Here is a 22,723-nt window from a genome sequence, read left to right as displayed (position 1 = left end):
TTATGGGTGAGCGCCATTGCTCATTAAATTTAAAAATATTTTTTATATCATTCTGTAGCACCGTTGCTATCAGACTTTATACATCTATTTTTATCGCCGTTGATAAAAATAAAAATTGTTAATTAACTATTTACTCTTATTACACAGCAAGTTACTTGCCACTATATAAATACATGATTTTAAATAACTTAAATTAAAACTTATAAATATCATGAGCTATTTTTGCACTAAAAAAGGGAAATGCACTAAAACGATTCAGGCGTTAGGTGTCGCTAATAACTCATAAACATCAATAATATTTTTAGCCACCATCGAGATAGGACGACTTTGATCCATCGCCATTTTTCTCAAAGTGTCATAAGCTTCTTTTTCAGTCATTTTTTTCATCTGCATTAGGTGCCCTTTTGCTCTTTCAATAAGTTTCCTGCTTTCTAATTGCATTTTGGCGAGTTTTAATTCATTTCGAAGCGCCTGAACTTCCTTAAATCGTTCGTTAGCCACTGAAATAATACTGTGAATTCGTTGCGGAGAAATTTCATGAGCCACGTAGGCACTAACCCCTGCTTTTATCGAGCGTTGAATTACATTGGGAGAATCATTTTCAGCAAATATAATAATGGGTAAAGGTAAGATGTTATTTATTGCTGCCAGCTCTTTAAGCATTACATCACTGAGTCTTTCTGTGGATAATATTAAAATATCAGGCTGACATAATTCAATATGCTCAATAATACTATCATTTAAAGAGATGGATTTAGTGACATTATAATCAAAATCCATTAGTGCATTTTTTAAAATTGATTTAGAAGAAGGATGTTCTTCCAACAAAAGCACCGATAGGCTTTTATTGTCAGATACTTTTGTTTGCTTAGGTTGAACATGCGTTTTATTAATCAATTTATTCGTAAATTTCATTGTCTATCAACCTTTTCACAACGGTTTATTGGTAAAATCAACAATACAATTTCCGAGCCAAACAATTATTTTCTTTTTTATCAAAATCTTAGAGATTTCATTGCCGTTTAACCAGTTAAGCTTGCACCACAAAAGAATTATTTTGATAGAAAAATAACCTGCAGTGCATTTTAGAGATCGATTTATTTAATAGAGAAATATGTCAACAAATAATTTTTTTGTGATGAAACGTAGATAGGTTTGCTATTCAAAATTTTAGGGCCCCTTAGTTGCTGTATAGAACTTATTGCGGCAAGTCAGAATGCTTAGCCTCAGGCATTAAAAATCTTCAAATCCAGCTTCAGCTGCGACAAATAAAATCATAGTCTTCCTCATCTAAATGGCCAATCACTTTATTGGCAATCGCATATGAAAAACCTTTGGCAATCAAATGCCGTAATGCTTTTTGTTTTAGCTTTAGTCTTCAATAGGTTCAGCACCAAATTTTCTTATTTTTAGTGTAAGTGCTTTATCAAAGTAGTCATTGTATGTATTTTCTATCGCGCTAATACATTCATTGAACACTTGAGATGAAAGCCTTTATATAGCACTAAATCAGCACACGCTGATTTTAACTGCGGATAATCAATTGGGGTTTTAACTAAAGGTTTGGCACAGCATTACCGAGGAGAACTTCACATACTAGGATTCTACTCAAAATTTACTAAAAGTTTTTACGTTAATTTATCAAGAAAATGTAATAAAAATAAATAACTCGAGACTATGTGATTGTAGTGGGCATTCAGCCAATTGAATTTAGCGGTAATTCTCGTCATAAATTTAGCTATTTCGCCCATATAAAATCAGCTGATTATCAGCACAATGAATAGGAGCTTCACATGACAAACTTAGAAATTACTTTACTTATGAGCGTTGTTTTTTCACTCTATATTTTTGGACTTTATATTGATAAGCAATATAACCTTCGTGTAATTGACTGGCTAAATGGTAACAGTGATACACCTTTTGCAAAGCAGGAAAAAGCACAGTTAATAAGCTCAGAAAGAGCGCAAAAAACAGAAGAAATCACAGCGTTAAAAGCTCGAATTGAAGTGCTCGAAAAAATAGTCACCGAGCCTGCGTTTGAGTTAAACCAAAAAATTAACGCACTAAAGTAGTGCTAATTTTCAATCGGCTTTATTTACATAGCACTCTCTTTAGTTGTTGCTGTTCTAACCATAAAATAGAACAGCTTAACTGAACAGGTATATTGCTATTGTGATAACTCTCGCTAATACTCTTCCTCAGCGGAATAACCAATCGCTTTATTGGCAATAGCATATGAAAAGCCTTTGGTGATCAAATGCCGTAATGCTTTTTGTTTTAACTTCAAGTCATCAATTGGTTCAGCGCCAAACTTGCGAATTTTTAGTGTGAGCGCCTTAGCAAAATAGTCATCGTCACTTGTCTCTATTGCACTGATACATTCGTTAATCACTTGTGAGGTAAAGCCTTTTACATAAAGTTTTTCTTTTATTTTATTTGGTCCGATATTTTTTTCTGACAAGCTCATGGTTAAGCGCTGTGCGTAACGCAGATCATTAACAATATCGCGCTCAATTAAATAGGCTAAAGCAGGCTCATTAAATTGCGTGTCGTCTTTAAACAGTAAGTTTGCCTTTTGCAGCAGTTTTTTAGCCGAGTAATCACCATAGCGCTCTATCAACCAAAGCATATATGATTTTACCCGTTCATAAGAAATCACTTGTGGCTTGGTGTCTCGCTTTTTTCCATACATAAAAAATACCTTGTACTGTTATGCAATCAACAAACTAATTTATAGATGAAATAATAGCTGAACTATAACATAGCTTAAACTCAGAAAAGTCATAGCTGATAAGCAATTATTAACCACAACTAAAAGTATGAAACAGTTAAACTAATTCTTACGTTTTTATGCATAACCCAACATTAAACGCTACGAAAATTCAATTTATGACAGAAAAAAAGCGCCAATGATGGCGCTCTTTACTAGCTAAAGTTAACTGCCGTATTTTTGTTATTATAAACCAGCAGTAACAAAAGCAGCACTGACTAACTTTTGTGCATCGCTAATAATAAGCTGTAAATGTGCGTCATCAATAAAGCTTTCTGCGTATATTTTGTAAATATCTTCAGTGCCTGACGGACGAGCAGCAAACCAACCATTTTCAGTGCACACTTTAATACCGCCAATAGCGGCGTTGTTACCTGGGGCGTGCGACAATATTTGTGTTATTTTCTCACCCGCTAAAATATCGGTGGTAATTGCATCAGGTGTTAATGAGGTTAGTACTTGCTTTTGTCGTAAGTTAGCTACTGCTTCAACACGGCCATAGCATGGCTCGCCTAGCTGTTGTGCCAGTTCTTGATATAACTGATAAGGGTCTTTACCGGTTACTGCAATCATTTCAGCGGCAAGTAAGGTCATGACAAAACCGTCTTTATCGGTCGTCCAACAACTGCCATCACGGGCGATAAAAGAAGCACCTGCGCTTTCTTCACCACCAAAGGCGTAACTTGAGTCATGCAGGCCATCAACAAACCATTTAAAACCGACTGGCACTTCTGAAAGTGGACGGTCAATATGTTTTGCTACTCGATCAATTAACGAACTTGAAACTAAGGTTTTGCCTATTTTTGATGTTGCTGGCCAGTTTCTGTGGGTCATTAAATAGTGAATAGACACAGCTAAATAATGATTCGGGTTCATCAAGCCGCCTGATTTAGTGACAATGCCGTGGCGGTCAAAGTCAGGATCATTCCCCACTGCAACATCAAATTTATCTTTTAGTGCGATCAAACCCGACATAGCATACGGCGACGAGCAATCCATACGAATTTTACCGTCTTTATCTAGTGGCATAAAAGCAAAGCTGGCATCAACAACTGGATTAACGACATCGAGTTTTAAACCGTATTTTTTTGCAATTACCGGCCAGTAATGAATACCTGAACCACCAAGTGGGTCAACACCAATATGTACGCCTGCTTTTGCAATGGCTTCCATATCAATTACTTGGCTAAGCTCATTTACATAAAATTCAATAAAGTCTTCACGAAATAGTAACGGCGATTGTAATGCCTGAGTATAATCAGTACGTTTAACATCGACCATTTCATTCGCAATAATGTCGTTGGCGCGTTGCTCAATAACTTTCGTTATGTCGCCTTCCGCAGGGCCACCATGCGGCGGATTATATTTAATGCCACCATCGGTTGGTGGATTATGCGATGGCGTAATAATCAAACCGTCAGCTTGTGATGACTGAGTTTTATTATGCACAATGATCAAACGAGAAATAACGGGTGTTGGGGTAAAACCGTCATCCGCTTGAATAACAACAGGAACATTATTAGCAATTAACACCGAAATGGCAGAAGCAAATGCTGGCTCTGATAAAGCATGGGTATCTTTGCCTAAGTATAAAGGCCCCTGAAATCCCTGCGCTTGACGATATTCAGCCACCGCCTGACAAATCGCTTCAATATGATTTTCATTAAAGCTTAAGTTGCTGGCATTTCCACGGTGCCCAGAAGTGCCAAAAGTAACTTTTTGCTCTGCAACATTAATATCAGGCGTTTGTAAAAAGTAATCACTGACTAAACGACCAATATTAATTCGGTCTTCTGGTCTTACTGGTTTGCCTGCATGATGGTGAATTGTCATTTAATTTCCTTGTCTGTTACTAAGCTTGAGCTATCTAGCTAACTTACCAACAACTACAGTAAGTCACGAATATCTTCAATATCTTGTTCGTTATAACCTAACGCTCGACCTACTTCGGTCAGCATCATCTTTTTACGTGTAGTGTTTGAATTCGTGATCACCCAATATGGACTATCAGGAATTTGCCGTGGTTTCGTGCTACTGCCACTGGCAGCTAATTCTGCTTCACTGGCAGCAAAATACAAACGGTCGCGACCACGAATTTGGCATACTGATGAAAACTGCTGGTTATGCACACGGTATAATGCGGCAAGAATAAGTAAAAAACGACCAACAGCGCCACGCTGCATTGCCAATTCTTCTTTATTAATATAGTTAAATACGGTGCCATCAACATCTGTTGTTGCTACAGGTGTTTGCGTTTCAACCGTTTTGGCTGCTTGGGCTTCAACAACTACAGGTGTTGGTTCAGCAACAAAATCTGTTGCTGCTTCGTCTGGTAAATTAATAAGACGACGTAAAATCGACGAGGCACTTTCGCCAATATACTGAGTATTCGAGGCAATGTGCTGATAAAGTTCTTCATCTATTTCGATGTTTTTCATTGATGACCCTAGGAAAATTATTATAGATCGCGGCAAGATTATACTTACGTTAATAGCAAGTCTCTATAGTGGATTAACAATTGATAGAATTTTTTTTCAAATACCGTTCGAATAATTTTTTAAAAATCGACATATTATAAAAAGTTCAGCTAGATTTAATGGCAATTCATTAACTCAAGTTATTGCATCAAAAACTAAAAACAAGCACAATTTCGCCCTTTTATAACTGCGGCAATTTTCCCCCTGGCAACACTGAGAAATAAATGACTAAGTTACTACACTATCAACAACTCGGCAGCGGTAAAGACATTATACTGATACATGGCTTATTTGGTCGTTTAGAAAACCTAAATATGGTGGCGAAAGCACTCTCTGAAAATTATCGAGTCACCAGTGTTGATGTCCGTAATCATGGCGATTCATTTCACGATAGCGTGATGGACTACCCCACTATGGCACAAGATGTTATTGACGTAATGCAGCACCTTAATATCGACAGCGCCGTGATACTTGGCCATTCTATGGGTGGAAAAATAGCCATGGAATTAGCACTAACTTCGCCTGAGCGTGTTGAAAAATTAATTGTTGCCGATATTGCGCCGGTGGAATATCCAGCGCATCATCAGCAAATTATTGCCGGTTTAAAAGCAATTGACTTAACCATGGTAAAGCAACGTAAAGATGCTGATAAGCAATTATCGCAATACGTCGATAACATTGGCGTTCGTCAATTCTTACTGCGCAATTTAAGCAGTGAAAACAATCAATTTTCGTTTAAATGTAGTATTGAAAATATCGATAATAACTACCCTAACATTATGAAAACCTATCAAGGTAGCAATATCTACACCGATCCAACCTTGTTTATTAAAGGTGCAGATTCTGACTATATATTGCCTGAGCACAGAGCTGAAATAGTACGATTATTTCCGCAAAGTCGTGCGCGCATTATTCAAGGCGCTGGTCATTGGTTGCATGCTGAGAAAACGGTTGCCTTTAATCGCAGTGTCGAAAGCTTTTTGGGCAGTAATTGATCTAGTTCTAATTTTGCCCAAACAAAGTTTGTATAATCAAAGCAATGAAAACACTTTGTACACAGTCTATTAGAAGCGAAATAGCAAACAAATTAGTGCCCTGAGATACAAAATTAATGTGTTTAAAAGCAACGGTATGCTATAGTGCGCCCTGAAAATTTTAGGGTTGATTATGTTAGCAGAACACTTTGAATTAGTTGAAGCCATAGGGCTAAATTTATTTTTTGCTTTTATCTTTATTTTCATTGGGTTATCAATCCATGATGTAATGAAGAAAAACAATGTCCCAAAAATGGGGAAGATGGTTGTTTATTTTGTATTATTTTTAGGATGTGCTGGATTTATCGCCAAAGGCGTAATTCAGTTTGTTTGGGAAAGCCAAGGTGTTGGATAAGTAAGTAATAAGATGGCAAAAGAAGTAGCAGATTTAACCACCATTGACTTATTTAGCAATGAAAAGCGTCCGGGGCGACCAAAAACGAATCCCCACTCACGCAGCGTGCAAGTTAAAATTAACAAACGCAATCAAGTTAAGCGTGATAAGAACAATGGCCTAAAGCGCGTAGAGTTTAAATTACACCAAGATGTATTTGAACGTTTAGACGCTTTAGCAAAAGATAAAGGTGTAAGCCGCGGTGAGTTAATAGAAACGCTATTAATTCAAGCGCTTGATACCAAGGATTTTAAAGTTTAGTTAGATATAAAAGGTTAGATTCATGGCAATTGTAGGTTTATTTTTCGGAAGTGACACAGGAAACACCGAAGCCGTAGGCAAAATGATCCAAAAGAAATTGGGTAAAAAGCTTGTCGATGTTAAAGATATCGCCAAAAGTACCAAAGAAGAAATCGCAGAATTTGATTTATTGATCTTAGGTATTCCAACTTGGTACTACGGTGAAAACCAATGTGACTGGGATGACTTTCTACCAGAACTGGAAGAAATTGATTTCACTGATAAATTAGTGGCAATTTTTGGCTTAGGCGACCAAGAAGATTACGCTGAGTACTTCTGTGATGCAATGGAGCCTTTACGCGATATCGTAGAATCAAAAGGCGCTATTGTTGTTGGTAACTGGTCAACAGAAGGTTATGAGTTTGAAGCATCAAAAGCCTTAATCGATGAAAATACGTTTATTGGTTTATGTGTTGATGAAGACCGTCAACCAGAATTAACCGAAGCGCGAGTTGATGCTTGGGTTAAACAAATTTATGACGAACTTTGCTTAGCAGAATTAGAAGACTAATTTATCGCTAATCAAACGATAGCATGATTAAATAAGCCAGCAGTTAGCTGGCTTTTTTGTGCCTAAATTTTTAAAATTCAAATGTTTAAAACGTTTAACCTTCTTAACTACCATTACAGTTAAATTTGTCGACGCCTTGCATCAAGGAACTAACCTGAATTCGGGGTAATGAGAATAAAAACATAACCATTTCAAAACATTGCTACATAACCGACAGTGGTGGCATTTACGTCTAATTCAAGGCGTTTAAGTGTTGCCAATAACGAGTTATTGGCAACTTGAACATGTAGAAATGGACTTTAATAGTACTGCTGTAGCATTTGCTTATCCCGAGCTCAGGTTAACTAGGCATATTGCTCACACCAAAATAAAAAGCGCTTCACGCCAATAAATTTAATACAGAAAAGAGCACCACTCCCTAATATCTATGCTACGTTTTAAGAATACATCGAGGAGTCAATATGCTGATAAATTGCTACGATTGTAAAAAGGAAGTGTCCAGCAGTGCAGAAGTATGCCCAAATTGTGGCTGCCCTGTTGCCAAACACACGGCAGAGCAAGCTAAAAGACAGCTAGAAGTTGAAAAAGAAAATAATCAAACGAAATTGCTGTTTAGAATTATTGCGCTGGTTTCTTTTTTAGCATTTTTTTACTCGCTGTATTTATCTTACTTTTCGGCGGCTGGCTTTGAACTTACCCTAAAAAGATGGAATTTACCGAATTTTATCTTCGAACGAACTTTTTTCATCCCTTACTTTTTCTTGGTAAGCGCCATTTCTGCACTCGCTCGCATTTCTAAAACTGGAAAATACAATAGTGATAGCGACTCGTATACGGGCTCGATGATCTATTTTTCGCTGCCGTTTGTTTTATTCTGGATAGTTAGTTGGGTATTTTCCAACTTATAGCATTGCCAATGCGATGAAAAAGATATTTTCGACACTTCACTATTTTCTTCACGGTAATGTAACCTTGTGACAAATCATAAAAGTCATAAATGACTCTAATTAATAAACTTACACATGCCATTGCCCAAAGACTCACTTGGCCTTTGCAAATAGCCAAAACGACGGTAGAAGGCTTCCTTATTTTTAGCGGCTAATAACCCTATGGTCGCCCCCTTCTTGGCAGCTTGTGCCAAATAAGCTTCTATCTCTGTCATCAACAATTTACCAATACCTTGGCCTTGGACATTCGCAGCGACAACAACATCTTGTATGTAAAAGTACATGGCACCATCTCCAACAACGCGGCCCATGCCAACTAATTCATCTGCGTCTTTTGCTTTATTTTTCTGGTAAATCGTCACATGAAATAATGAATTAGCTAAACTGGCGGTAACCATATCAACACCTGTTTTTCCCCAACCTATCGACGCTCTAAGTGCAATAAAGTCTGCGGCAGAGGGAGCTGCATATTTAATCCAGTAACCATTGTTATTTATCATATCTGTTCGAAATATCTCTAATTATATTAGTCAGTTAATATTCAAGGTTCATAACTTTAGCGCTAGTTTCTCATTCATTTTAATATAAAAAAAGGCCATGCGATTCACATGACCTTTTTAGTATCCAATTAAACTTAAATTTTAGAGTTTAAATTTAGATAGCTGACTATTTAACTCGTAAGCCAACTCCAAAAGCTCTTCACTGATTTGCTTGCCTTTAATGGCGTCTTCACTCGACTGCTCAGCAACGTTGCTAATATCAACGACATTTTTATTAATTTCATCGGCAGCAATATTTTGCTGTTTCGCAGCATCAGAAATTTGGCAATTGAGTTCGTCAAGTTCACGTATTTGGCTTGCGATACCTTCAAGTAAACTGGCAACGTCAGTAACATCTTGTGCTTTAGCGCTAGCTTGCTCGCTTACCTCATTCATCGAGGTTACCGCTTGTTTAGCATCAACTTGTAAGCTCCCAATAGTGCTTTGAATTTGATCAATAGATTCACGTGTACGAGTCGCTAAGCTTCGCACTTCATCAGCAACAACAGCAAAGCCGCGACCTTGTTCACCGGCACGTGCTGCTTCAATTGCGGCATTAAGTGCCAGTAAATTCGTTTGCTCGGCAATACCTGTGATAACTTCAAGCACACTGCCCACTTCATTAGTTTTATTGCTTAATTCAGTGATCATTGAGGTGTTTTCAACAACCTGATCACGCAATTGGTTGATGCCGGCTTTTGCACTATCGACTAGCTCTAAACCTTGTGAAGCACTCTCGCTAGCATGCACTGACTTCTCAGCGGCCAGAGTAGTGTTACTTTGCACTTCATCAGCCGAAGCATCCAGCTCATTAATAGCGGCGGCAACCGAGTCAGTACCATTTTTCTGACTAAGCACAGCTTCACGAGTTAAGGTAGAAATTTCATCTACATTTTTAGCAGAGCCAATTAGCTGCTCTGTGGCACTAGAAAAAGAAAGAAAGCTGACTTTGAATTTGTCCATCATACTATTTAAGGCAATGCTAACCGCTCCTAGCTCATCATCATAATTTACCTTAATGGTTTTATTTAAATCTAAGTTAGCTTCAACATCGTTGATGGTACGTTTTAAACGACGCAAACGTGAAATAACCAGTTTGCTAAACATAAAACTTAATAAGCCAAAACAGATAACGGTGATAATTAATTGCAGTATGCCCGCTTGCAAAATTGATTCATTAATTTCCTTATCTACTGTGGTTAAGTCATAAGTAATCTTTACCGCGCCAAGAATTTCATTTTCAGGCACTTGATGGCAAGTTAAGCAGTTAGTGCCACGGTAATCGCTTTTCGCATGGATAGGCATAATGAAGGTCATCATATTTTTGCCGTCTTGCACTATATGCTTAAATTCTTTATTTCCTGACAAACCGCTGCGCTCAAAGTCATTGTTCGCTGCTTGGTCATCAAAGCCGTTACCAAACGTTTTATTTAATGCTGGTGCTCGGATGATACGCGCTTCGACTATCTCTTCTTGACTTAAGGCTTTTTGTTGAGCAATTTTTCGATTTGCCGCCGTGCCCGTTAACATCATGGTATTAACTGAGTCAAAATAATTTAGTGCGAGATTCTCAAGATTATGTTTTACAAATTTTTCACTTAAGGCTTTTTCATCAAACCAGAAAAATATCACTGTGGTGCTTAGAAAAATAATGGCAAAAAGTACGAGAAAGACATTAATTTTTTTTGCTAAAGATAATTGTACGAACATACGGCTATCGTCCTGATTAAGGTAAAAAACGAGTATATGAAAAATTGCCTGATTAATAAATAAAACAATATTAATCTTTGTTCTATTTCAACAATTAAGCAGATTTCTTTTTGCGAATATACAATTTTCGATTTAATTTTGCCACGACTTCACCTTGTGCGTTTTTAACATAAACAGGTAATTCAGGTAAGTACTTTTCACCATGCGCGGTATGAGCCAGAATATCTGTAATTAAGGCATCAGTAATTAGGAAGTCAGCTGTTACAATTCCTCTTCCTGGTTTGATAAAATCGATATCAGCCGATTTATCCCAAACAATATATTCATCCCCTAAGCATGCTAACAACATTAGCATGTAAAAAGGATCTGTCATCGCAAATAACGAACCTCCAAAATGTACTCCAACAGCATTTCTATTAAGAAAATTCAGCTTTAAGCGCACTTGTGCCGAACGAAAATCAGCGGAAAGATTGTTCACTTTAATGCCACTAAACCGAAATGGCGGCCAAATATTTAGTAATAATTTCAATAGCCAAGCTTTTTTAAACATAAAAACCTTTATAAACGTCAATTAAAAAAATGAGTACCCATAGACACAGTGTGTGTTTATACTAGCAAACTCATCAGACCAGCACAGTTATTATTACCATCTAAGGTAATAAAACCAGTAAAATTCAGAATCAATTGCAACTATCGCTTTCAACCTCGGTCATAACACCCTATAATTTTCCATAAATTGAAAGCCCAATACAGAGATTTAAATTAATGCCTGAACAAAATGAAGAATTAAAAAGAGCCGGATTAAAAATTACTCTGCCACGCATTAAAATATTGGCGATTTTACAAGATCCGAATAACCAACACATCAGCGCTGAAGATGTTTATAAGATTTTATTAGAGCAACATGAAGAGATTGGCTTAGCGACCGTTTACCGTGTTTTAAACCAATTTGATGATGCGGGTATTGTTACACGCCACCATTTTGAAGGTGGTAAATCGGTATTTGAATTGAGTCATAAAAAACATCACGATCATTTGGTTTGCCTTAATTGTGGCAAAGTTGTTGAATTTGAAGATGATGTTATCGAACAACGCCAAGAAGATATTGCCAAGTTACATAAAATTAAGCTCACCAACCACAGCTTATATTTATACGGCGAATGTGAAGACGAAGAAGCGTGTGAAAAATACCGTAAGTCACAGTTTTAAATACTGAGTTTACCGCCCGCAGCAGGAATAGATTGAAGCCCTAGTTATTAATTTAACTGGGGCTTTTTCATAAGTAGTTAACCTGAACTCGGGATAAGCAAAATGCTACAGCAACGCTATTGATAAAGCACGCCATGATGCTTTATCCAACCGGCTTTATGTTCGTCTTGCGCTGATGATTTGGGCTTATGGGTCCAGTGCACTAAACCACCAAAGCGATTCCATTGGTAAACACCATAAAATTCCACTACATCACCTAACTTTAGAGCATTAATACGCTTACAAACATCAATATTGTGAACCACTAAAACAGACTTATTATCTGTTAATTTAACGGTGAACTTTTGATGACGACTACCTTTATTGTCATCAGCAAAAATTTTTTCAACAATGCCCTTGCCATGCAAATATTTAATCGTCATATAAAAATTCGCTATCAAAGTAGGATCAGCTATCAATTTACCGATATTGTTGCTGTTTATAAATTAGCGACTTTTTAACCACCGGCCACTCGCTACTAATAATTGAAAACACTACTGTGTCGCGCAACTCACCACTAGGATGAATGCTATGATTGCGCAGCACGCCGTCTTGTTTGGCGCCAAGCCTTGCAATAGCGGCACGAGATTTGTGATTATGCCAATGAGTTCTAAACTCAACCGCGATGGCATTGAGACTTTCAAAGGCATATCCTAAAAGTAATAATTTACACTCAGTATTAACTGCCGTGCGTTGATATACTTCGCCATACCAGGTGTAACCAATTTCAAAGCGGCGATGGGTAAAATCAGCATGACAATAACGTGTTGTGCCAACTAATTTTCCGGTCTTATTTTCAATAACCGCAAACGGCAGCGCACTACCGGTATTTTTTTGCTCCATCGCTACCGACATATAATCAACAATGGTGTCTTTGCTCGGTACTTGAGAAAACCAGATTGAAAACATGTTATGTGCAGCCGCTAACGCGACTAACTCATCAGCATGACTTTCCTGTAATGGTACTAAAGTCACAGTATTTGCTGATAATTCAATATCAGAAAAAGCTAATTGAACGCTCATTGATAATCCTTTTTTAAATGGCAATTAGGCACTACTCTAAGCCATTTCATTGTCCTATTTAAAGTGTAAAATTTCAGAATTAAAGCCAAATACCTAACAATTTAACCGTGACATAAAGCAAAGCTAAGGTCATCAAAAAAAATAGCACTACGGTCAATGAAAACAAGCCCTTCGCCAACTTATAGCGAACATTTGCCAACCAGCTTTTTTTGCCTTGATTTTTTTCGGGTGAATTGACTAGCAAACCAAGCAAAGCACTAAATAACATACTCCAAGCCGCAAGTATTAAACTCGGTAAAGCATATTGATTTTGCATGGCAATAGTTGAAAAAAGAAAGAGAAAAACAATAAAGCCTAGGCAACTGATACAGGTAAGGTTTAGCAGCGGCTTTAAAAAAATCAATCGATGCACCACTAACTTAAGTGCCATCCGTTATTCCTTATCGGAGAAATTATTTGATAGTAACACTATGATGAATAAAGTCATTATTCGTCAGACAAAAAACGTTTGATAACATCTCGATAATTACGACTAACTTTAACTTGATCATATTCCCCCAGTTTAAGGAAAAACTCACCCTTCGTATGCGGGATTACTTTTTGAATATAGTTCAAATTAACAATTGTTGAACGATGAACACGTTTAAAAATGCTCGGGTCAAGATCCGCTAGCAAGCATTTTAACGTACTGCGTTTGATATGAGTTACACCATCAACGTGCAAGCAAACATAATCACCAGCAGCATCTATCCATTCAATATCAGCCTGCTTAAGTAAGGTGATATCATCACGATCTCGAACGACAATTTTTTTATCAACATTTCTTTCTTGCAAGCTTTGTGCTTGTGACTCGGTTAGGTTTGCATTCAAGCCATACTCTGAATTAGCCTGCTGATTCATGCTATGAATGGCATTAATGATTTGCGGCTTATTGCCGGCCTCAATACCATTTTGTTGTAATTTTATCGCCCTGCTAACAGCTCTTTGAATTCTTTCATTGTCTACAGGCTTTAAAATGTAATCAACCGCATGAACATCAAAAGCATCTAAAGCATATTGTTCAAAAGCGGTTGTAAAAACTATCAATGGTACGACTTCATTTTGTAACTTTTTAATCACACCAAAACCGTCAATGCCTGGCATTTGAATATCAAGGAAAATTAAATCTGGGCCAAGTTCTAAGGTTTTTTCTATTGCTTCCCGACCATTTTTGCATTCAGCAATAATCTCTACCTCAGCAACATCGGCGAGTTTAGAGCGCAATAAACTTAAAGCGAGAGGTTCATCATCAACCAAAATAGTGCGTAATTTATTCATAAATACAACTCTTAACCGATAGAATTATTACGGTTATTGCTAATTATTATTGGCTCGAATGGAATTTTGATCGTCGTTTTCAAACCACCCGACGGCATAATATTTAAATCAAAGATATAGTTATCACGATATAGTACTTTTAATCGTTCATCAATATTTCTCAAGCCAATACCTCGGCCATTGGAACGCTTAATTTTTCCCTGTTCGAAACTAGCGCCGCTTCCAGTATCACTTAATTCAATCACTAACCAGTACTCTTTAACATAGGCATTAAGGCTTATGGTACCGCCATTTTCATTTTGTGCGATAACATGCTTCATTGAGTTTTCAATAATAGGCTGTAGCAGTAAGCTTGGAATATAAGCACTTTGTGCTTGCTCATCGACAGAAAAGTCCAGCTTTAAACGCTCGCCAAAACGAGTTTTCTCTATCTCTAAATAAAGGTTTAGGGCATTAATTTCATGTGCTAACGTTATTTTAGTGTCTGGGTTATTATCGAGTGAATAGCGTAAAAACTTACTCAATTGTACGGTCATTTTTTGCGCTTTTTCAGATTCTTTTGCTTCAATAAGTGAGTTAACTGCATTTAGGGTATTACAAAGAAAGTGTGGATTAAGCTGATACCGCAACATTTTTATTTTTGCATCACGAGCAACAGCCTGTGCTTGTAAGCGCTTTAATTGTTCACCTCGCGCTTCACTTTCTGCCTTTAGCATGATGCGATGTTCATGTTGGAGGAGTTGATAGTAACGGATACCATGAAATAGTCCTGTCCAGCATAAGTAAATGAATATGCTACCAAAATACCAACCGCCCAAATCTCCCCAGAGCTTTTCAAACCCAGTCATTTGAATGTATGCCGCAAGGCGAGCTAAGGTCCAAACCAAGGAAACGACAAGTGCCAAGCCAATACTAGCAATGGCTCGTATCATTAACGGCATATGCCATATTTTCATTAATAGCCAAAATAGCGGTAATGAAAACAATAATCCCAAAGCAGATTGAAGAAAGGTATGCGCAATATGAAGAAGGTTTATTTGCCCATACCATAAGGTAAGGGTAAATAAACTGACAATACCGATAAAAAGCCAAAAGCCGGTCTGCAGGGCCCAAAACTGGTATTTTGCATTCTGACTTACTTGCATCGCAATGCGGCTAAGTAGTGGCATTTCCGAAGATTTCGACATGTATTTTCCTACTAGGTCAATACTTTATCTTACTATTAACAAGCTAGTTCGGCCAGCTAGTGCGTCCATATTATCGCACACACGGCCCAACTCACCGCATATGGTAAGTTGAGCAAACAATATAATGCCCTATAACTAGGCTAGTTTTTTACGGTCGTACTGATTTTGTAGTACTTTTTTAGGTTGCCTATTTTCAAAATATAAGCCCCAGTGCTTTTCAGGCTCTTGTGGATGATCTGAGCCCTTCCAAGGCTCATCAAACGCTTCAAAAATAAAAGTTAAAATTTGTTCTTGATTTGTCCACGCCATAAGTTCTTGGTAATACTGAGCTTGGTGTTCTTCACTTGCATTCCAAGTTTCTATACCTCGACCATTTGATTGCGTTGTCCAGCCTGCTTCTGTAATCACGGTCTGTTTATCAGGATAAGCATTAGCAACCGAATAATAGTTTTCTTTGGTGTATGCCAAAGCCGACTCTAATGATTGATACTCCCACGCGGGATAAGTATGAATAGAAATAAAATCAAGCTCTGCCACTAGTGGCGCCAACTTAGTTGTCCACGGCACGTAATTTTCACAAAAGGTCACCGGCTGTGCAATCACCGCCTTAATTTTTTTAACATAGTAAATTAAACGCTCAACAGGTACTAAATGATCCGTCCAATCAACGCTCGCTTCATTACCGATAGAAACAGAAGAGATAATATTTGGATATTTATTAGCAAATTCGATTAGTTTTTCAATTTGTTGCTCGTTGCCCAAGCTATTTTCTCTTAGCTTTTGCTCTGAAAATTCAGCGCCCCAAGGGCAATTAGGGTTTGAAACCTCAGCGCCAATATCAGCACCTAGCATAATGTTAAAGCTTAACTGTTCTTGCTCAATAACGCTTAAAACCAATTCAGCGTGGGGACCACAATCATATAACCTTAATAATTGCCAATCGTCAGCCAACAGCAATAAATCTTCTTTAACTTGCTGATAACTTGGGTAAACGCCAGCCCTTGGACACTGGCCTTCACGATAACCGGAATAGCAAATTGCATTTGCGTGTTTCAACATCATTTTTTTATTCTCATTTATTATATGTGAAATTATTCACACCATGATTTATATATATAGATAATTTTAATCTTCAACTTAGACATACTTTAGTTGCCCATGTTTATCCCAAAGCCCCCAATATGCGCCAACATCTCCCTCATCAGCAATTTTCCAGCTTTCGTCAAAAGACGAAAAATAGAACACTTCTATACCTTCTTCTTCTGCCCATAAATAGGTATTGATAAAATATTTAATGGCATTATCAAATGATGGAATAGCGCCACGCTCAGAGGTTCCTTGATTTGGCCAACCGGTTTCAGTGATGATCACGCGTTTACCCTTGCCTGCTTTTACCGCTCGGCGGTACATATCTTTCATGTATAATAAGGAGTAGTCTGCCGGACAACCTTCCCAAAAAGGGTAACAGTTGGCGAGAATAACATCGCATGCATCAGCAACGTTTGGGTAGTCTTCAAATTCAAAATAAGCATCAACATAGCCCACTTCGATATTCGGTAAGGCTTGTTTGGCGCGGTATATATAGTTAATTAACTGTGCTTCGGTTAAATCACCACGAAGTAGTACTTCATTGCCAACAGCCAAAATATCAACATGACCTTGTTTGGCAACTTCAATGGCATTCGCAAGTTCTTTCTCATTATTTTCAAGATCATCATCAAGCCAAACACCAATAAGTGTATTAAGGCCCCTTTGCTTTGCAACTTTGGCAATACTCTCATTACCCTCAGTACAAGAAAATGAGCGAATCCATTGAGTATTTGATTCAATAAGCGACAAACGCTGCTGAATTTGTTGTTCACTTATTTCTGTGCCAGGCCCTTGCCCTTCAATATAAGGGCTAAAAGAAATGCCATGGATTTTTTCAGACAATATGCCAGCCGCTAAGCTGCGTAATTTTTCAGCGGAATAATTTGAAAAATTAATTCCGGCTAACGACATGTATTTATTATATTTACTCGACACTTTTATCTCCAATTTTTGCCACTGCTTAAGCCTGTATTTAAGCTGACAAGTGTTTCGGGTTGATCATTAATTGCAATTGTTTAATTTCACCATTGCGTTGAAAGATACTGCGACTTTGTTGCGTTGTGAGTTCTGCTTTCTCAACTAGTTTCTCTCGACCATCACGAAAAATAATACGTAATGTCGTTTCAATTGTGTCAGCTAACTGATAAATAATTGGCACTTGGCACCAAGTAAAGGCTAAACCGTCACTTGGGGTTTCGATAACCTGCCACTGATTATCAACATCTAAGTAACGGAACTGGCTCGATTCAACGTTAAATTCATCTTCACGCAATAAATTTGGCAAAAAAGCGGCTTGCCCTGCTTTTACTCGAATACCGAGTTCAGCAAAACGAGTTAATATTTCTTCTTTAACTTGTCCTGTCATCCCGGGTTGCTGAGCACCCGCATGTTTAGGGGTATGGGAATAAGGGTCGCAAGGAAATGCACCATATTCTTTTGGCGTTTTATTAAAACCTATGCCATCACGGATCTGATAATAATAACTGGCTATTTGTTGGCATTGCTCGACAGAAACATTATTTTCTATGGCTAAGTAATAATTTTCAGCAACCGCAAGTAAGAGTTTTGATACCATATGCCAATAGATACAGCCTAATCCTTCAAAACCAAACATGCCCCCAGAACGACCGGTAAAAGCCTGATGATTAAAAACTTTTTCATATAAAGCCATTACTTCAATCTGATCTTTACTAACCAGATCGCTATACCTTTGCGGTAATTGGGCAAGCTGTGCGGTTAAATCACCAACATTGCTAATGGCGCAGTTAAAGCGTAAGACCCCGTTTTTATCATATGAAAGGATTTGGTCATTTTTATCTGCTAATAGTTGCTTAACAAGTGTAATAGCATTGGCAGCACTTTTTGCGATAACATTTTTTTCTAAAAAGCTAGGTAATTTCCGGTCAGGGTAAAGCATAAAGCTTTGTTGATCTTTACGATAAACATCACTAGCAAACAAAGCTTGTAAGGTTTTTAATGTTTGCTCGACATTGAGTGCCCCTGAACTTAGCGCTGAGACTTGCCCTTCCAGCATTGGATATAATTCGGCAATGGTTGCGCTTAGTTGCTGCTTCTCATCCGTTTTTATCGCTAACAAATTGTATGCTTGGTATAAACTATCGGGCCTTTGATTAATTTCAATGGTGCGCTCAATAGCCACCATAGCATCCGCTAAGAGTAATTGAATAGAAGGAATTGTTTGCACAACTTTACTTGCAAATGACTCTTGGCGATAAACAGTTTCTCGATATTGGCTTGCCGCTTGCCCTAGTGCTGCAACACTTTGGAAGCGTGCTTGCGCATCAAAACTATCATCAGCTATTTTTTCCTTTAAAATTGCTAATGCTTTAGCTGTTCCGTCGAGCCAGGTTGAAACCTCAATCGAAAGTGCGAATGAGGCGTTCTCATCTGCTAATAGCTTTTGTAAAAAACAAATATAACGTCGTAAATAGTAAAGCGTAACTACAGACAGTCCTTGGCCAACTATGGCGTTATTAGCATCGTTCCACTCAGGTCTTTGGGTGTTTAACCAAATTCCGCCATCAGGCACAAAGTTACCGAGTTTAGCTAATAAAGGAACCAGTAATTTTTCAAGTAAATTAACTTGGTAAACCTCTGACTCCGCATTCAGAATTAATTTACCATCAGCACCAAGTGCTGCAACACGCCGCTCTATTTTGTCGGCAGATGCTTGATCATAAAGCACGGTGCTTTTTGCGTTTTCAACGATCTCATTAAAGGGCTTGATGCGATAAGGAACATTAGCATAACTAAAAACCGGTTTACGCAACAATTCACCCAACTGCTCAGGATGAAACTGAGCCGATAATTCTAGCATTTTTTGCAAGTAAATTATTTGATGATCCCCCCAATAACCAATATAACTCCAAGGGTCATCTTCATCTTCTACTTCCCAATCAATACCTTGCTTAGTTATTCGGTATGGGTTGTAGCCATCCATTGTTGATGCATTGACAAACTTCGCGATAATATTTTCAATGAACTCTGGGTAGCTAAAGGTGAGTGCCTCCCAGTTTTGAAAAATATCTCGCCAATTGCCTTGATAAGACAACAAACGTTTATTATTTTCATCGACTAAATTAATGGCAAATTGATTCCACGGTCGACTTGGATCGCCATGACGTCGACCAAAAGTAATAGGCAAATATTCACCACATAATCGCTCAAGCTGAGCATCATTTTGTTGCTTTACCTGCTGTTGAAGTAGCTGATAATTTTGCCTTTCTGGCAATTGTTGTAAAAATGCTTGATGCTTTTTAAATACCGTCGAATTAAACAAAGCGATTGTTTTGGCAAAGTCTTGTCCTGATATTTGATATTGGTCATCAAACGCACCGCCACGCAGTATATTAAATAGTACATTGGCGTAATGATGCACACTCACTTGTTCTTGCGCGGTTGATTGTAAGCCATCACCGCCCGCCATAATGCGTTCAAGTTCGTCACTGCCATACTCTATCGATTGATATATATCTTTGCTTAATCGCTCTTCATTACTTAACTGCTCAGACAAAGCCACACATTGTTGCTGCGTTTGTTCAACATTGGCAACAATGTTCCAGGCTTTTGTTTCTTTTGCATCAAGAGAAACAAAACTATGCAATAAATAGGCTCCGCGAATACCGCGTTTGTGGTTTTCTTGCTGAATCATTTGGCCGCGTTTAAATGCTGTTAATTGCTCTGACGAAAGCAAAATTTGTTTATTGTCGAGACCTAAGCTAAAAACCGTATTAGCTAACAAAGATTCACATGGCTCTGCGCGATCGGTGATCCCCGAATAAAGTATGAAGAATGCTAGCCCGGTATTTTGTTCGAGCTCACTCCATTTATACGCATCAACCAAGTTACTTGAATTAGTTTGAGTAAAACGGGGCGTACCGGCAGGTAATATATTTTGCAGGCCATCAATTAATTCGATCGTTTGCAATTTGTCAGATAAGTTTTGTAGTTGGCATTGGCGAACAAAGCCATACTTTTCACTTGTCATCCAGGTATAACGAAAGCTCAAACCGAGCTCATGATTAACTTCCTCAAAGCACAACTTATTGCCCAAGATATTTTTATACAAATTACGAGTCAGTCGATAGCGACCGTCATGCTCTAAGTTAAAAGGTTCCCAGTGCTGATAGCCATAGCCATTTTCAATTCTCACTAAGGTTTTTGGGCCAGTATGAAGTGAACTTTCATGAATTTTGTCAACGGTAACATAGGGAAATAGTGCCGTTTCAGGTGAAACGCGCCCTGCGGTAATTCCCCCCGTAGAGGAAGCAAATAGCCAATGATCACTATTAGAAACAACGCTGATAAAAAATGCCGGTATTTGATCAGCATTTTCAATACGATAAAAACGCTCATCTGCGATAGTTACGAAATTACCTCTGGCTTCCGTATTCATGAGTTTGGCCTTTTCAATATAAATATTCATAATAAATCTCGCCTATAATTCAGGCTGTTACTTTTAAAAATGGTTATTTCTTAATGACGTAATGTCATGGTTTAAGCTTATATATCCGCACATAGTCAACTAACATTTGCACGGGAAAAATATCATCATCAATAGGCCCACCTGCTCTCCCCCATGCGCCACCAATGGCAAGGTTCAAAATTAAGTGGTATGGGTGATCAAATGGCCAAGAACGCCAATCTTTTCCCTCATTTCGATAGAAGAAATACGGTACATTATCGAGATAAACTGTAATATTTTCTGGAGACCACTCTACGGCATAGGTATGAAAAGCTTTATCTACATTTTGTCCTTCAATACTTGCTTTGCGCTGCTGCCAATTAATCCAATAGTATGCTTTATTGTGTACGGTGCCATGTATGGTATGCATGTCATAGCCGACATGTTCCATGATGTCGATTTCACCAGAATTAGGCCAAGCGTCACATGTTTCGCTGCCCTGCCAATCTTCATTTTTTTTACAGGTCGTCGCATATTGATATGGGTTCGATGGCAGCATCCAAATGGCTGACCATGTACCTTGCCCTGCGGGTATTTTTGCACGCACTTCTGCACGACCATATAGAAAATCGCCTTTGCCTTGAGCGTTTAAGCGAGCAGAGGTGTATTTGGCATTGCCATAATCTTCTTTGTGGGCTTCTATCACTAACAGACCATCTTCAACACGAGCATTTTTAGCACGATTGGTGTAAGCCTGATCTTCACCATTGACTTTCTTCGCTGGCCATTGATCAAAATTCCACTTACTTGCATCAGGTCGCCCATTGCGATTGAACTCATCTTGCCAGACGAGCTGCCAGTTACGGGGGTCTTGGAACTGCTTGCGAACAACAATGGCACTCAACACCGGCGCTCCTTGCAAGGCATTAAAGCTAATGGTCAGTTCACCATCTTCAACACGAATACCGGTCGCTGTGCGCACAAGTGCCGCCCGAGACTTACCATCTCGAGCCAAACGTATATCTAAGTTCTCAATAACCACCTTATTCTCTGCCACTACATCGAATACTCGGGATCCAACACCAATATCATTAGGCTCAGCAAATTTAAAGGTAATATCGTAAATGCCGTTTGGCAGTGTTTTTGTTACGTTGAAATTACCCTGCTGAAAAGACTTAAAGATTTCACTGTCTTGGCTACCATCAACATTGGAAATCGTTCCTGAGGAGCCAGCCAAGGCCAAATTATCTTCTTGATATAAAATGCCGTCTTTACCCTGATACTCTCCGCCAGCAATATTTATCGCCCAAACCACAGCATCGTTGTGCTCTACTTTCTTGGTCGCAAGGAATTCACCGGTAATATGCTTTGCATCGTCAGGATTGGTTCTATCGATTTCAGGACTAGCTTCATCGCTAACATTTAAGCTAACAGCCTTATTTGGAGAAGTTAATGACAAAGTACTGTCAATGTTTTCGCTAATGCCACCAGCGATAGACGCTGTGACATTAAGGCTGCTGACAAGAATGACTACAATTGAATAACTAAATAAATGCGGCTTATAGCCAGTAACTTGCTGCATAGCAACTAATCTCCAATATCTTAACTTTCAACATTATTATTACGCTTGACGACACGCTAACAATACCGTTTGATCATTTGTCAATGTCAGCTGTTTATCAGCCAAACAATAATTGAAGCGCCATTTAACGCAATTAAAACAAGTTAAAACGGACTAGGGCTGCGACCAA

At 38.2% G+C, this 22,723-nt stretch carries 23 protein-coding genes; 7 read left to right on the top strand and 16 right to left on the bottom strand.

Annotated elements, in window-relative coordinates:
- Positions 1-255: 255 nt before the first annotated feature.
- The gene (locus AC27JP_RS14930) at positions 256-915 is read right to left on the bottom strand and encodes an ANTAR domain-containing response regulator (RefSeq protein ID WP_487116465.1); all 660 of its coding nucleotides are present in this window, start codon (positions 913-915) and stop codon (positions 256-258) included.
- Positions 916-1,793: 878 nt separating this feature from the next.
- Between AC27JP_RS14930 and AC27JP_RS14925 the strand changes: the two genes are divergently transcribed.
- Positions 1,794-2,072, top strand: coding sequence for a hypothetical protein (locus tag AC27JP_RS14925; RefSeq protein WP_487116464.1), 279 nt, complete (start codon positions 1,794-1,796; stop codon positions 2,070-2,072).
- 113 nt (positions 2,073-2,185) lie between these two features.
- Here AC27JP_RS14925 and AC27JP_RS14920 read toward each other — a convergent pair whose 3' ends face one another.
- The 3 genes from AC27JP_RS14920 to seqA form a co-directional block, all read right to left on the bottom strand.
- On the bottom strand, positions 2,186-2,692 hold the full coding sequence (locus tag AC27JP_RS14920; RefSeq protein ID WP_487116462.1) for a regulatory protein RecX: 507 nt from the start codon (positions 2,690-2,692) through the stop codon (positions 2,186-2,188).
- Between the two features lie 264 nt (positions 2,693-2,956).
- Complete coding sequence (gene pgm, locus AC27JP_RS14915; protein WP_487116460.1) at positions 2,957-4,603, bottom strand: phosphoglucomutase (alpha-D-glucose-1,6-bisphosphate-dependent); 1,647 nt, start codon at positions 4,601-4,603, stop codon at positions 2,957-2,959.
- Between the two features lie 53 nt (positions 4,604-4,656).
- Positions 4,657-5,208 carry a replication initiation negative regulator SeqA gene (gene seqA / locus AC27JP_RS14910; protein ID WP_487116458.1) on the bottom strand — a complete coding sequence of 184 codons (552 nt, stop codon included), beginning with the start codon at positions 5,206-5,208 and terminating at the stop codon, positions 4,657-4,659.
- A 263-nt stretch (positions 5,209-5,471) separates the two neighbouring features.
- Here seqA and AC27JP_RS14905 point away from each other — a divergent pair, with 263 nt between their 5' ends.
- The 5 genes from AC27JP_RS14905 (at position 5,472) to AC27JP_RS14885 (ending at position 8,394) form a co-directional block, all read left to right on the top strand.
- Positions 5,472-6,242, top strand: a complete 771-nt coding sequence (locus tag AC27JP_RS14905; protein ID WP_487116456.1) for an alpha/beta fold hydrolase — start codon at positions 5,472-5,474, stop codon at positions 6,240-6,242.
- A gap of 172 nt (positions 6,243-6,414) precedes the next feature.
- A complete protein-coding gene (locus tag AC27JP_RS14900; protein WP_487116454.1) occupies positions 6,415-6,636 on the top strand; it encodes a DUF2788 domain-containing protein in 222 nt (73 codons plus the stop codon).
- 12 nt (positions 6,637-6,648) lie between these two features.
- Complete coding sequence (gene ybfE / locus AC27JP_RS14895) at positions 6,649-6,936, top strand: LexA regulated protein (protein WP_487116452.1); 288 nt, start codon at positions 6,649-6,651, stop codon at positions 6,934-6,936.
- 22 nt (positions 6,937-6,958) lie between these two features.
- Positions 6,959-7,486, top strand: a complete 528-nt coding sequence (gene fldA, locus AC27JP_RS14890) for a flavodoxin FldA (RefSeq protein WP_487116450.1) — start codon at positions 6,959-6,961, stop codon at positions 7,484-7,486.
- Positions 7,487-7,947: 461 nt separating this feature from the next.
- Positions 7,948-8,394, top strand: coding sequence for a hypothetical protein (locus AC27JP_RS14885; protein WP_487116448.1), 447 nt, complete (start codon positions 7,948-7,950; stop codon positions 8,392-8,394).
- 95 nt (positions 8,395-8,489) lie between these two features.
- Here the strand turns inward: AC27JP_RS14885 and AC27JP_RS14880 are convergent, their stop codons facing one another.
- From AC27JP_RS14880 to AC27JP_RS14870, 3 genes are all read right to left on the bottom strand, one after another.
- Complete coding sequence (locus tag AC27JP_RS14880; protein WP_487116446.1) at positions 8,490-8,933, bottom strand: GNAT family N-acetyltransferase; 444 nt, start codon at positions 8,931-8,933, stop codon at positions 8,490-8,492.
- Positions 8,934-9,074: 141 nt separating this feature from the next.
- Entirely contained in the window at positions 9,075-10,682 is a 1,608-nt protein-coding gene (locus tag AC27JP_RS14875) for a methyl-accepting chemotaxis protein (RefSeq protein WP_487116444.1), read from the bottom strand.
- A 94-nt stretch (positions 10,683-10,776) separates the two neighbouring features.
- Positions 10,777-11,232, bottom strand: coding sequence for a DUF4442 domain-containing protein (locus AC27JP_RS14870; protein WP_487116442.1), 456 nt, complete (start codon positions 11,230-11,232; stop codon positions 10,777-10,779).
- Between the two features lie 215 nt (positions 11,233-11,447).
- Here AC27JP_RS14870 and fur point away from each other — a divergent pair, with 215 nt between their 5' ends.
- Positions 11,448-11,891: a ferric iron uptake transcriptional regulator gene (fur, locus tag AC27JP_RS14865; RefSeq protein WP_487116440.1), complete on the top strand. Its 444-nt coding sequence runs from the start codon at positions 11,448-11,450 to the stop codon at positions 11,889-11,891.
- 116 nt (positions 11,892-12,007) lie between these two features.
- Here fur and AC27JP_RS14860 read toward each other — a convergent pair whose 3' ends face one another.
- The 9 genes from AC27JP_RS14860 to AC27JP_RS14820 all read right to left on the bottom strand — a co-directional run bounded on the left by AC27JP_RS14860 (position 12,008) and on the right by AC27JP_RS14820 (position 22,554).
- The gene (locus AC27JP_RS14860) at positions 12,008-12,313 is read right to left on the bottom strand and encodes a DUF3465 domain-containing protein (protein WP_487116438.1); all 306 of its coding nucleotides are present in this window, start codon (positions 12,311-12,313) and stop codon (positions 12,008-12,010) included.
- Between the two features lie 37 nt (positions 12,314-12,350).
- Complete coding sequence (locus tag AC27JP_RS14855) at positions 12,351-12,953, bottom strand: GNAT family N-acetyltransferase (protein ID WP_487116436.1); 603 nt, start codon at positions 12,951-12,953, stop codon at positions 12,351-12,353.
- Positions 12,954-13,032: 79 nt separating this feature from the next.
- The gene (locus AC27JP_RS14850) at positions 13,033-13,383 is read right to left on the bottom strand and encodes a hypothetical protein (RefSeq protein ID WP_487116434.1); all 351 of its coding nucleotides are present in this window, start codon (positions 13,381-13,383) and stop codon (positions 13,033-13,035) included.
- A 56-nt stretch (positions 13,384-13,439) separates the two neighbouring features.
- Positions 13,440-14,270 (bottom strand): LytR/AlgR family response regulator transcription factor, encoded by an 831-nt coding sequence (locus AC27JP_RS14845; protein WP_487116432.1) that lies wholly within the window; start codon positions 14,268-14,270, stop codon positions 13,440-13,442.
- Between the two features lie 11 nt (positions 14,271-14,281).
- The gene (locus tag AC27JP_RS14840; RefSeq protein WP_487116430.1) at positions 14,282-15,457 is read right to left on the bottom strand and encodes a sensor histidine kinase; all 1,176 of its coding nucleotides are present in this window, start codon (positions 15,455-15,457) and stop codon (positions 14,282-14,284) included.
- A gap of 135 nt (positions 15,458-15,592) precedes the next feature.
- Positions 15,593-16,519, bottom strand: coding sequence for a glycoside hydrolase family 17 protein (locus tag AC27JP_RS14835; RefSeq protein ID WP_487116428.1), 927 nt, complete (start codon positions 16,517-16,519; stop codon positions 15,593-15,595).
- Between the two features lie 75 nt (positions 16,520-16,594).
- The gene (locus AC27JP_RS14830; RefSeq protein ID WP_487116426.1) at positions 16,595-17,482 is read right to left on the bottom strand and encodes a glycoside hydrolase family 17 protein; all 888 of its coding nucleotides are present in this window, start codon (positions 17,480-17,482) and stop codon (positions 16,595-16,597) included.
- 37 nt (positions 17,483-17,519) lie between these two features.
- On the bottom strand, positions 17,520-20,993 hold the full coding sequence (locus AC27JP_RS14825; RefSeq protein WP_487116424.1) for a hypothetical protein: 3,474 nt from the start codon (positions 20,991-20,993) through the stop codon (positions 17,520-17,522).
- Between the two features lie 64 nt (positions 20,994-21,057).
- Positions 21,058-22,554, bottom strand: coding sequence for a family 16 glycosylhydrolase (locus AC27JP_RS14820; RefSeq protein WP_487116422.1), 1,497 nt, complete (start codon positions 22,552-22,554; stop codon positions 21,058-21,060).
- Positions 22,555-22,723 lie beyond the last annotated feature (169 nt).

This window comes from Colwellia sp. SU-HH01172, from assembly GCF_057553355.1.
Note: the sequence above shows the minus strand (reverse complement) of the source record. Positions and strands in the feature narration are given on the sequence as shown.

Bases quoted from the DNA above. Each gene is read 5' to 3' on its own strand.
- AC27JP_RS14885 (WP_487116448.1), top strand. From the start codon at position 7,948: ATGCTGATAAATTGCTACGATTGTAAAAAGGAAGTGTCCAGCAGTGCA.
- AC27JP_RS14905 (WP_487116456.1), top strand. From the start codon at position 5,472: ATGACTAAGTTACTACACTATCAACAACTCGGCAGCGGTAAAGACATT.
- AC27JP_RS14825 (WP_487116424.1), bottom strand. From the start codon at position 20,993: ATGAATATTTATATTGAAAAGGCCAAACTCATGAATACGGAAGCCAGA.
- seqA (WP_487116458.1), bottom strand. From the start codon at position 5,208: ATGAAAAACATCGAAATAGATGAAGAACTTTATCAGCACATTGCCTCG.
- AC27JP_RS14875 (WP_487116444.1), bottom strand. From the start codon at position 10,682: ATGTTCGTACAATTATCTTTAGCAAAAAAAATTAATGTCTTTCTCGTA.
- AC27JP_RS14900 (WP_487116454.1), top strand. From the start codon at position 6,415: ATGTTAGCAGAACACTTTGAATTAGTTGAAGCCATAGGGCTAAATTTA.
- AC27JP_RS14930 (WP_487116465.1), bottom strand. From the start codon at position 915: ATGAAATTTACGAATAAATTGATTAATAAAACGCATGTTCAACCTAAG.
- AC27JP_RS14850 (WP_487116434.1), bottom strand. From the start codon at position 13,383: ATGGCACTTAAGTTAGTGGTGCATCGATTGATTTTTTTAAAGCCGCTG.
- ybfE (WP_487116452.1), top strand. From the start codon at position 6,649: ATGGCAAAAGAAGTAGCAGATTTAACCACCATTGACTTATTTAGCAAT.
- AC27JP_RS14855 (WP_487116436.1), bottom strand. From the start codon at position 12,953: ATGAGCGTTCAATTAGCTTTTTCTGATATTGAATTATCAGCAAATACT.
- AC27JP_RS14835 (WP_487116428.1), bottom strand. From the start codon at position 16,519: ATGATGTTGAAACACGCAAATGCAATTTGCTATTCCGGTTATCGTGAA.
- AC27JP_RS14870 (WP_487116442.1), bottom strand. From the start codon at position 11,232: ATGTTTAAAAAAGCTTGGCTATTGAAATTATTACTAAATATTTGGCCG.
- AC27JP_RS14820 (WP_487116422.1), bottom strand. From the start codon at position 22,554: ATGCAGCAAGTTACTGGCTATAAGCCGCATTTATTTAGTTATTCAATT.
- AC27JP_RS14860 (WP_487116438.1), bottom strand. From the start codon at position 12,313: ATGACGATTAAATATTTGCATGGCAAGGGCATTGTTGAAAAAATTTTT.
- AC27JP_RS14880 (WP_487116446.1), bottom strand. From the start codon at position 8,933: ATGATAAATAACAATGGTTACTGGATTAAATATGCAGCTCCCTCTGCC.
- AC27JP_RS14925 (WP_487116464.1), top strand. From the start codon at position 1,794: ATGACAAACTTAGAAATTACTTTACTTATGAGCGTTGTTTTTTCACTC.
- AC27JP_RS14920 (WP_487116462.1), bottom strand. From the start codon at position 2,692: ATGTATGGAAAAAAGCGAGACACCAAGCCACAAGTGATTTCTTATGAA.
- AC27JP_RS14845 (WP_487116432.1), bottom strand. From the start codon at position 14,270: ATGAATAAATTACGCACTATTTTGGTTGATGATGAACCTCTCGCTTTA.
- AC27JP_RS14840 (WP_487116430.1), bottom strand. From the start codon at position 15,457: ATGTCGAAATCTTCGGAAATGCCACTACTTAGCCGCATTGCGATGCAA.
- fldA (WP_487116450.1), top strand. From the start codon at position 6,959: ATGGCAATTGTAGGTTTATTTTTCGGAAGTGACACAGGAAACACCGAA.
- fur (WP_487116440.1), top strand. From the start codon at position 11,448: ATGCCTGAACAAAATGAAGAATTAAAAAGAGCCGGATTAAAAATTACT.
- pgm (WP_487116460.1), bottom strand. From the start codon at position 4,603: ATGACAATTCACCATCATGCAGGCAAACCAGTAAGACCAGAAGACCGA.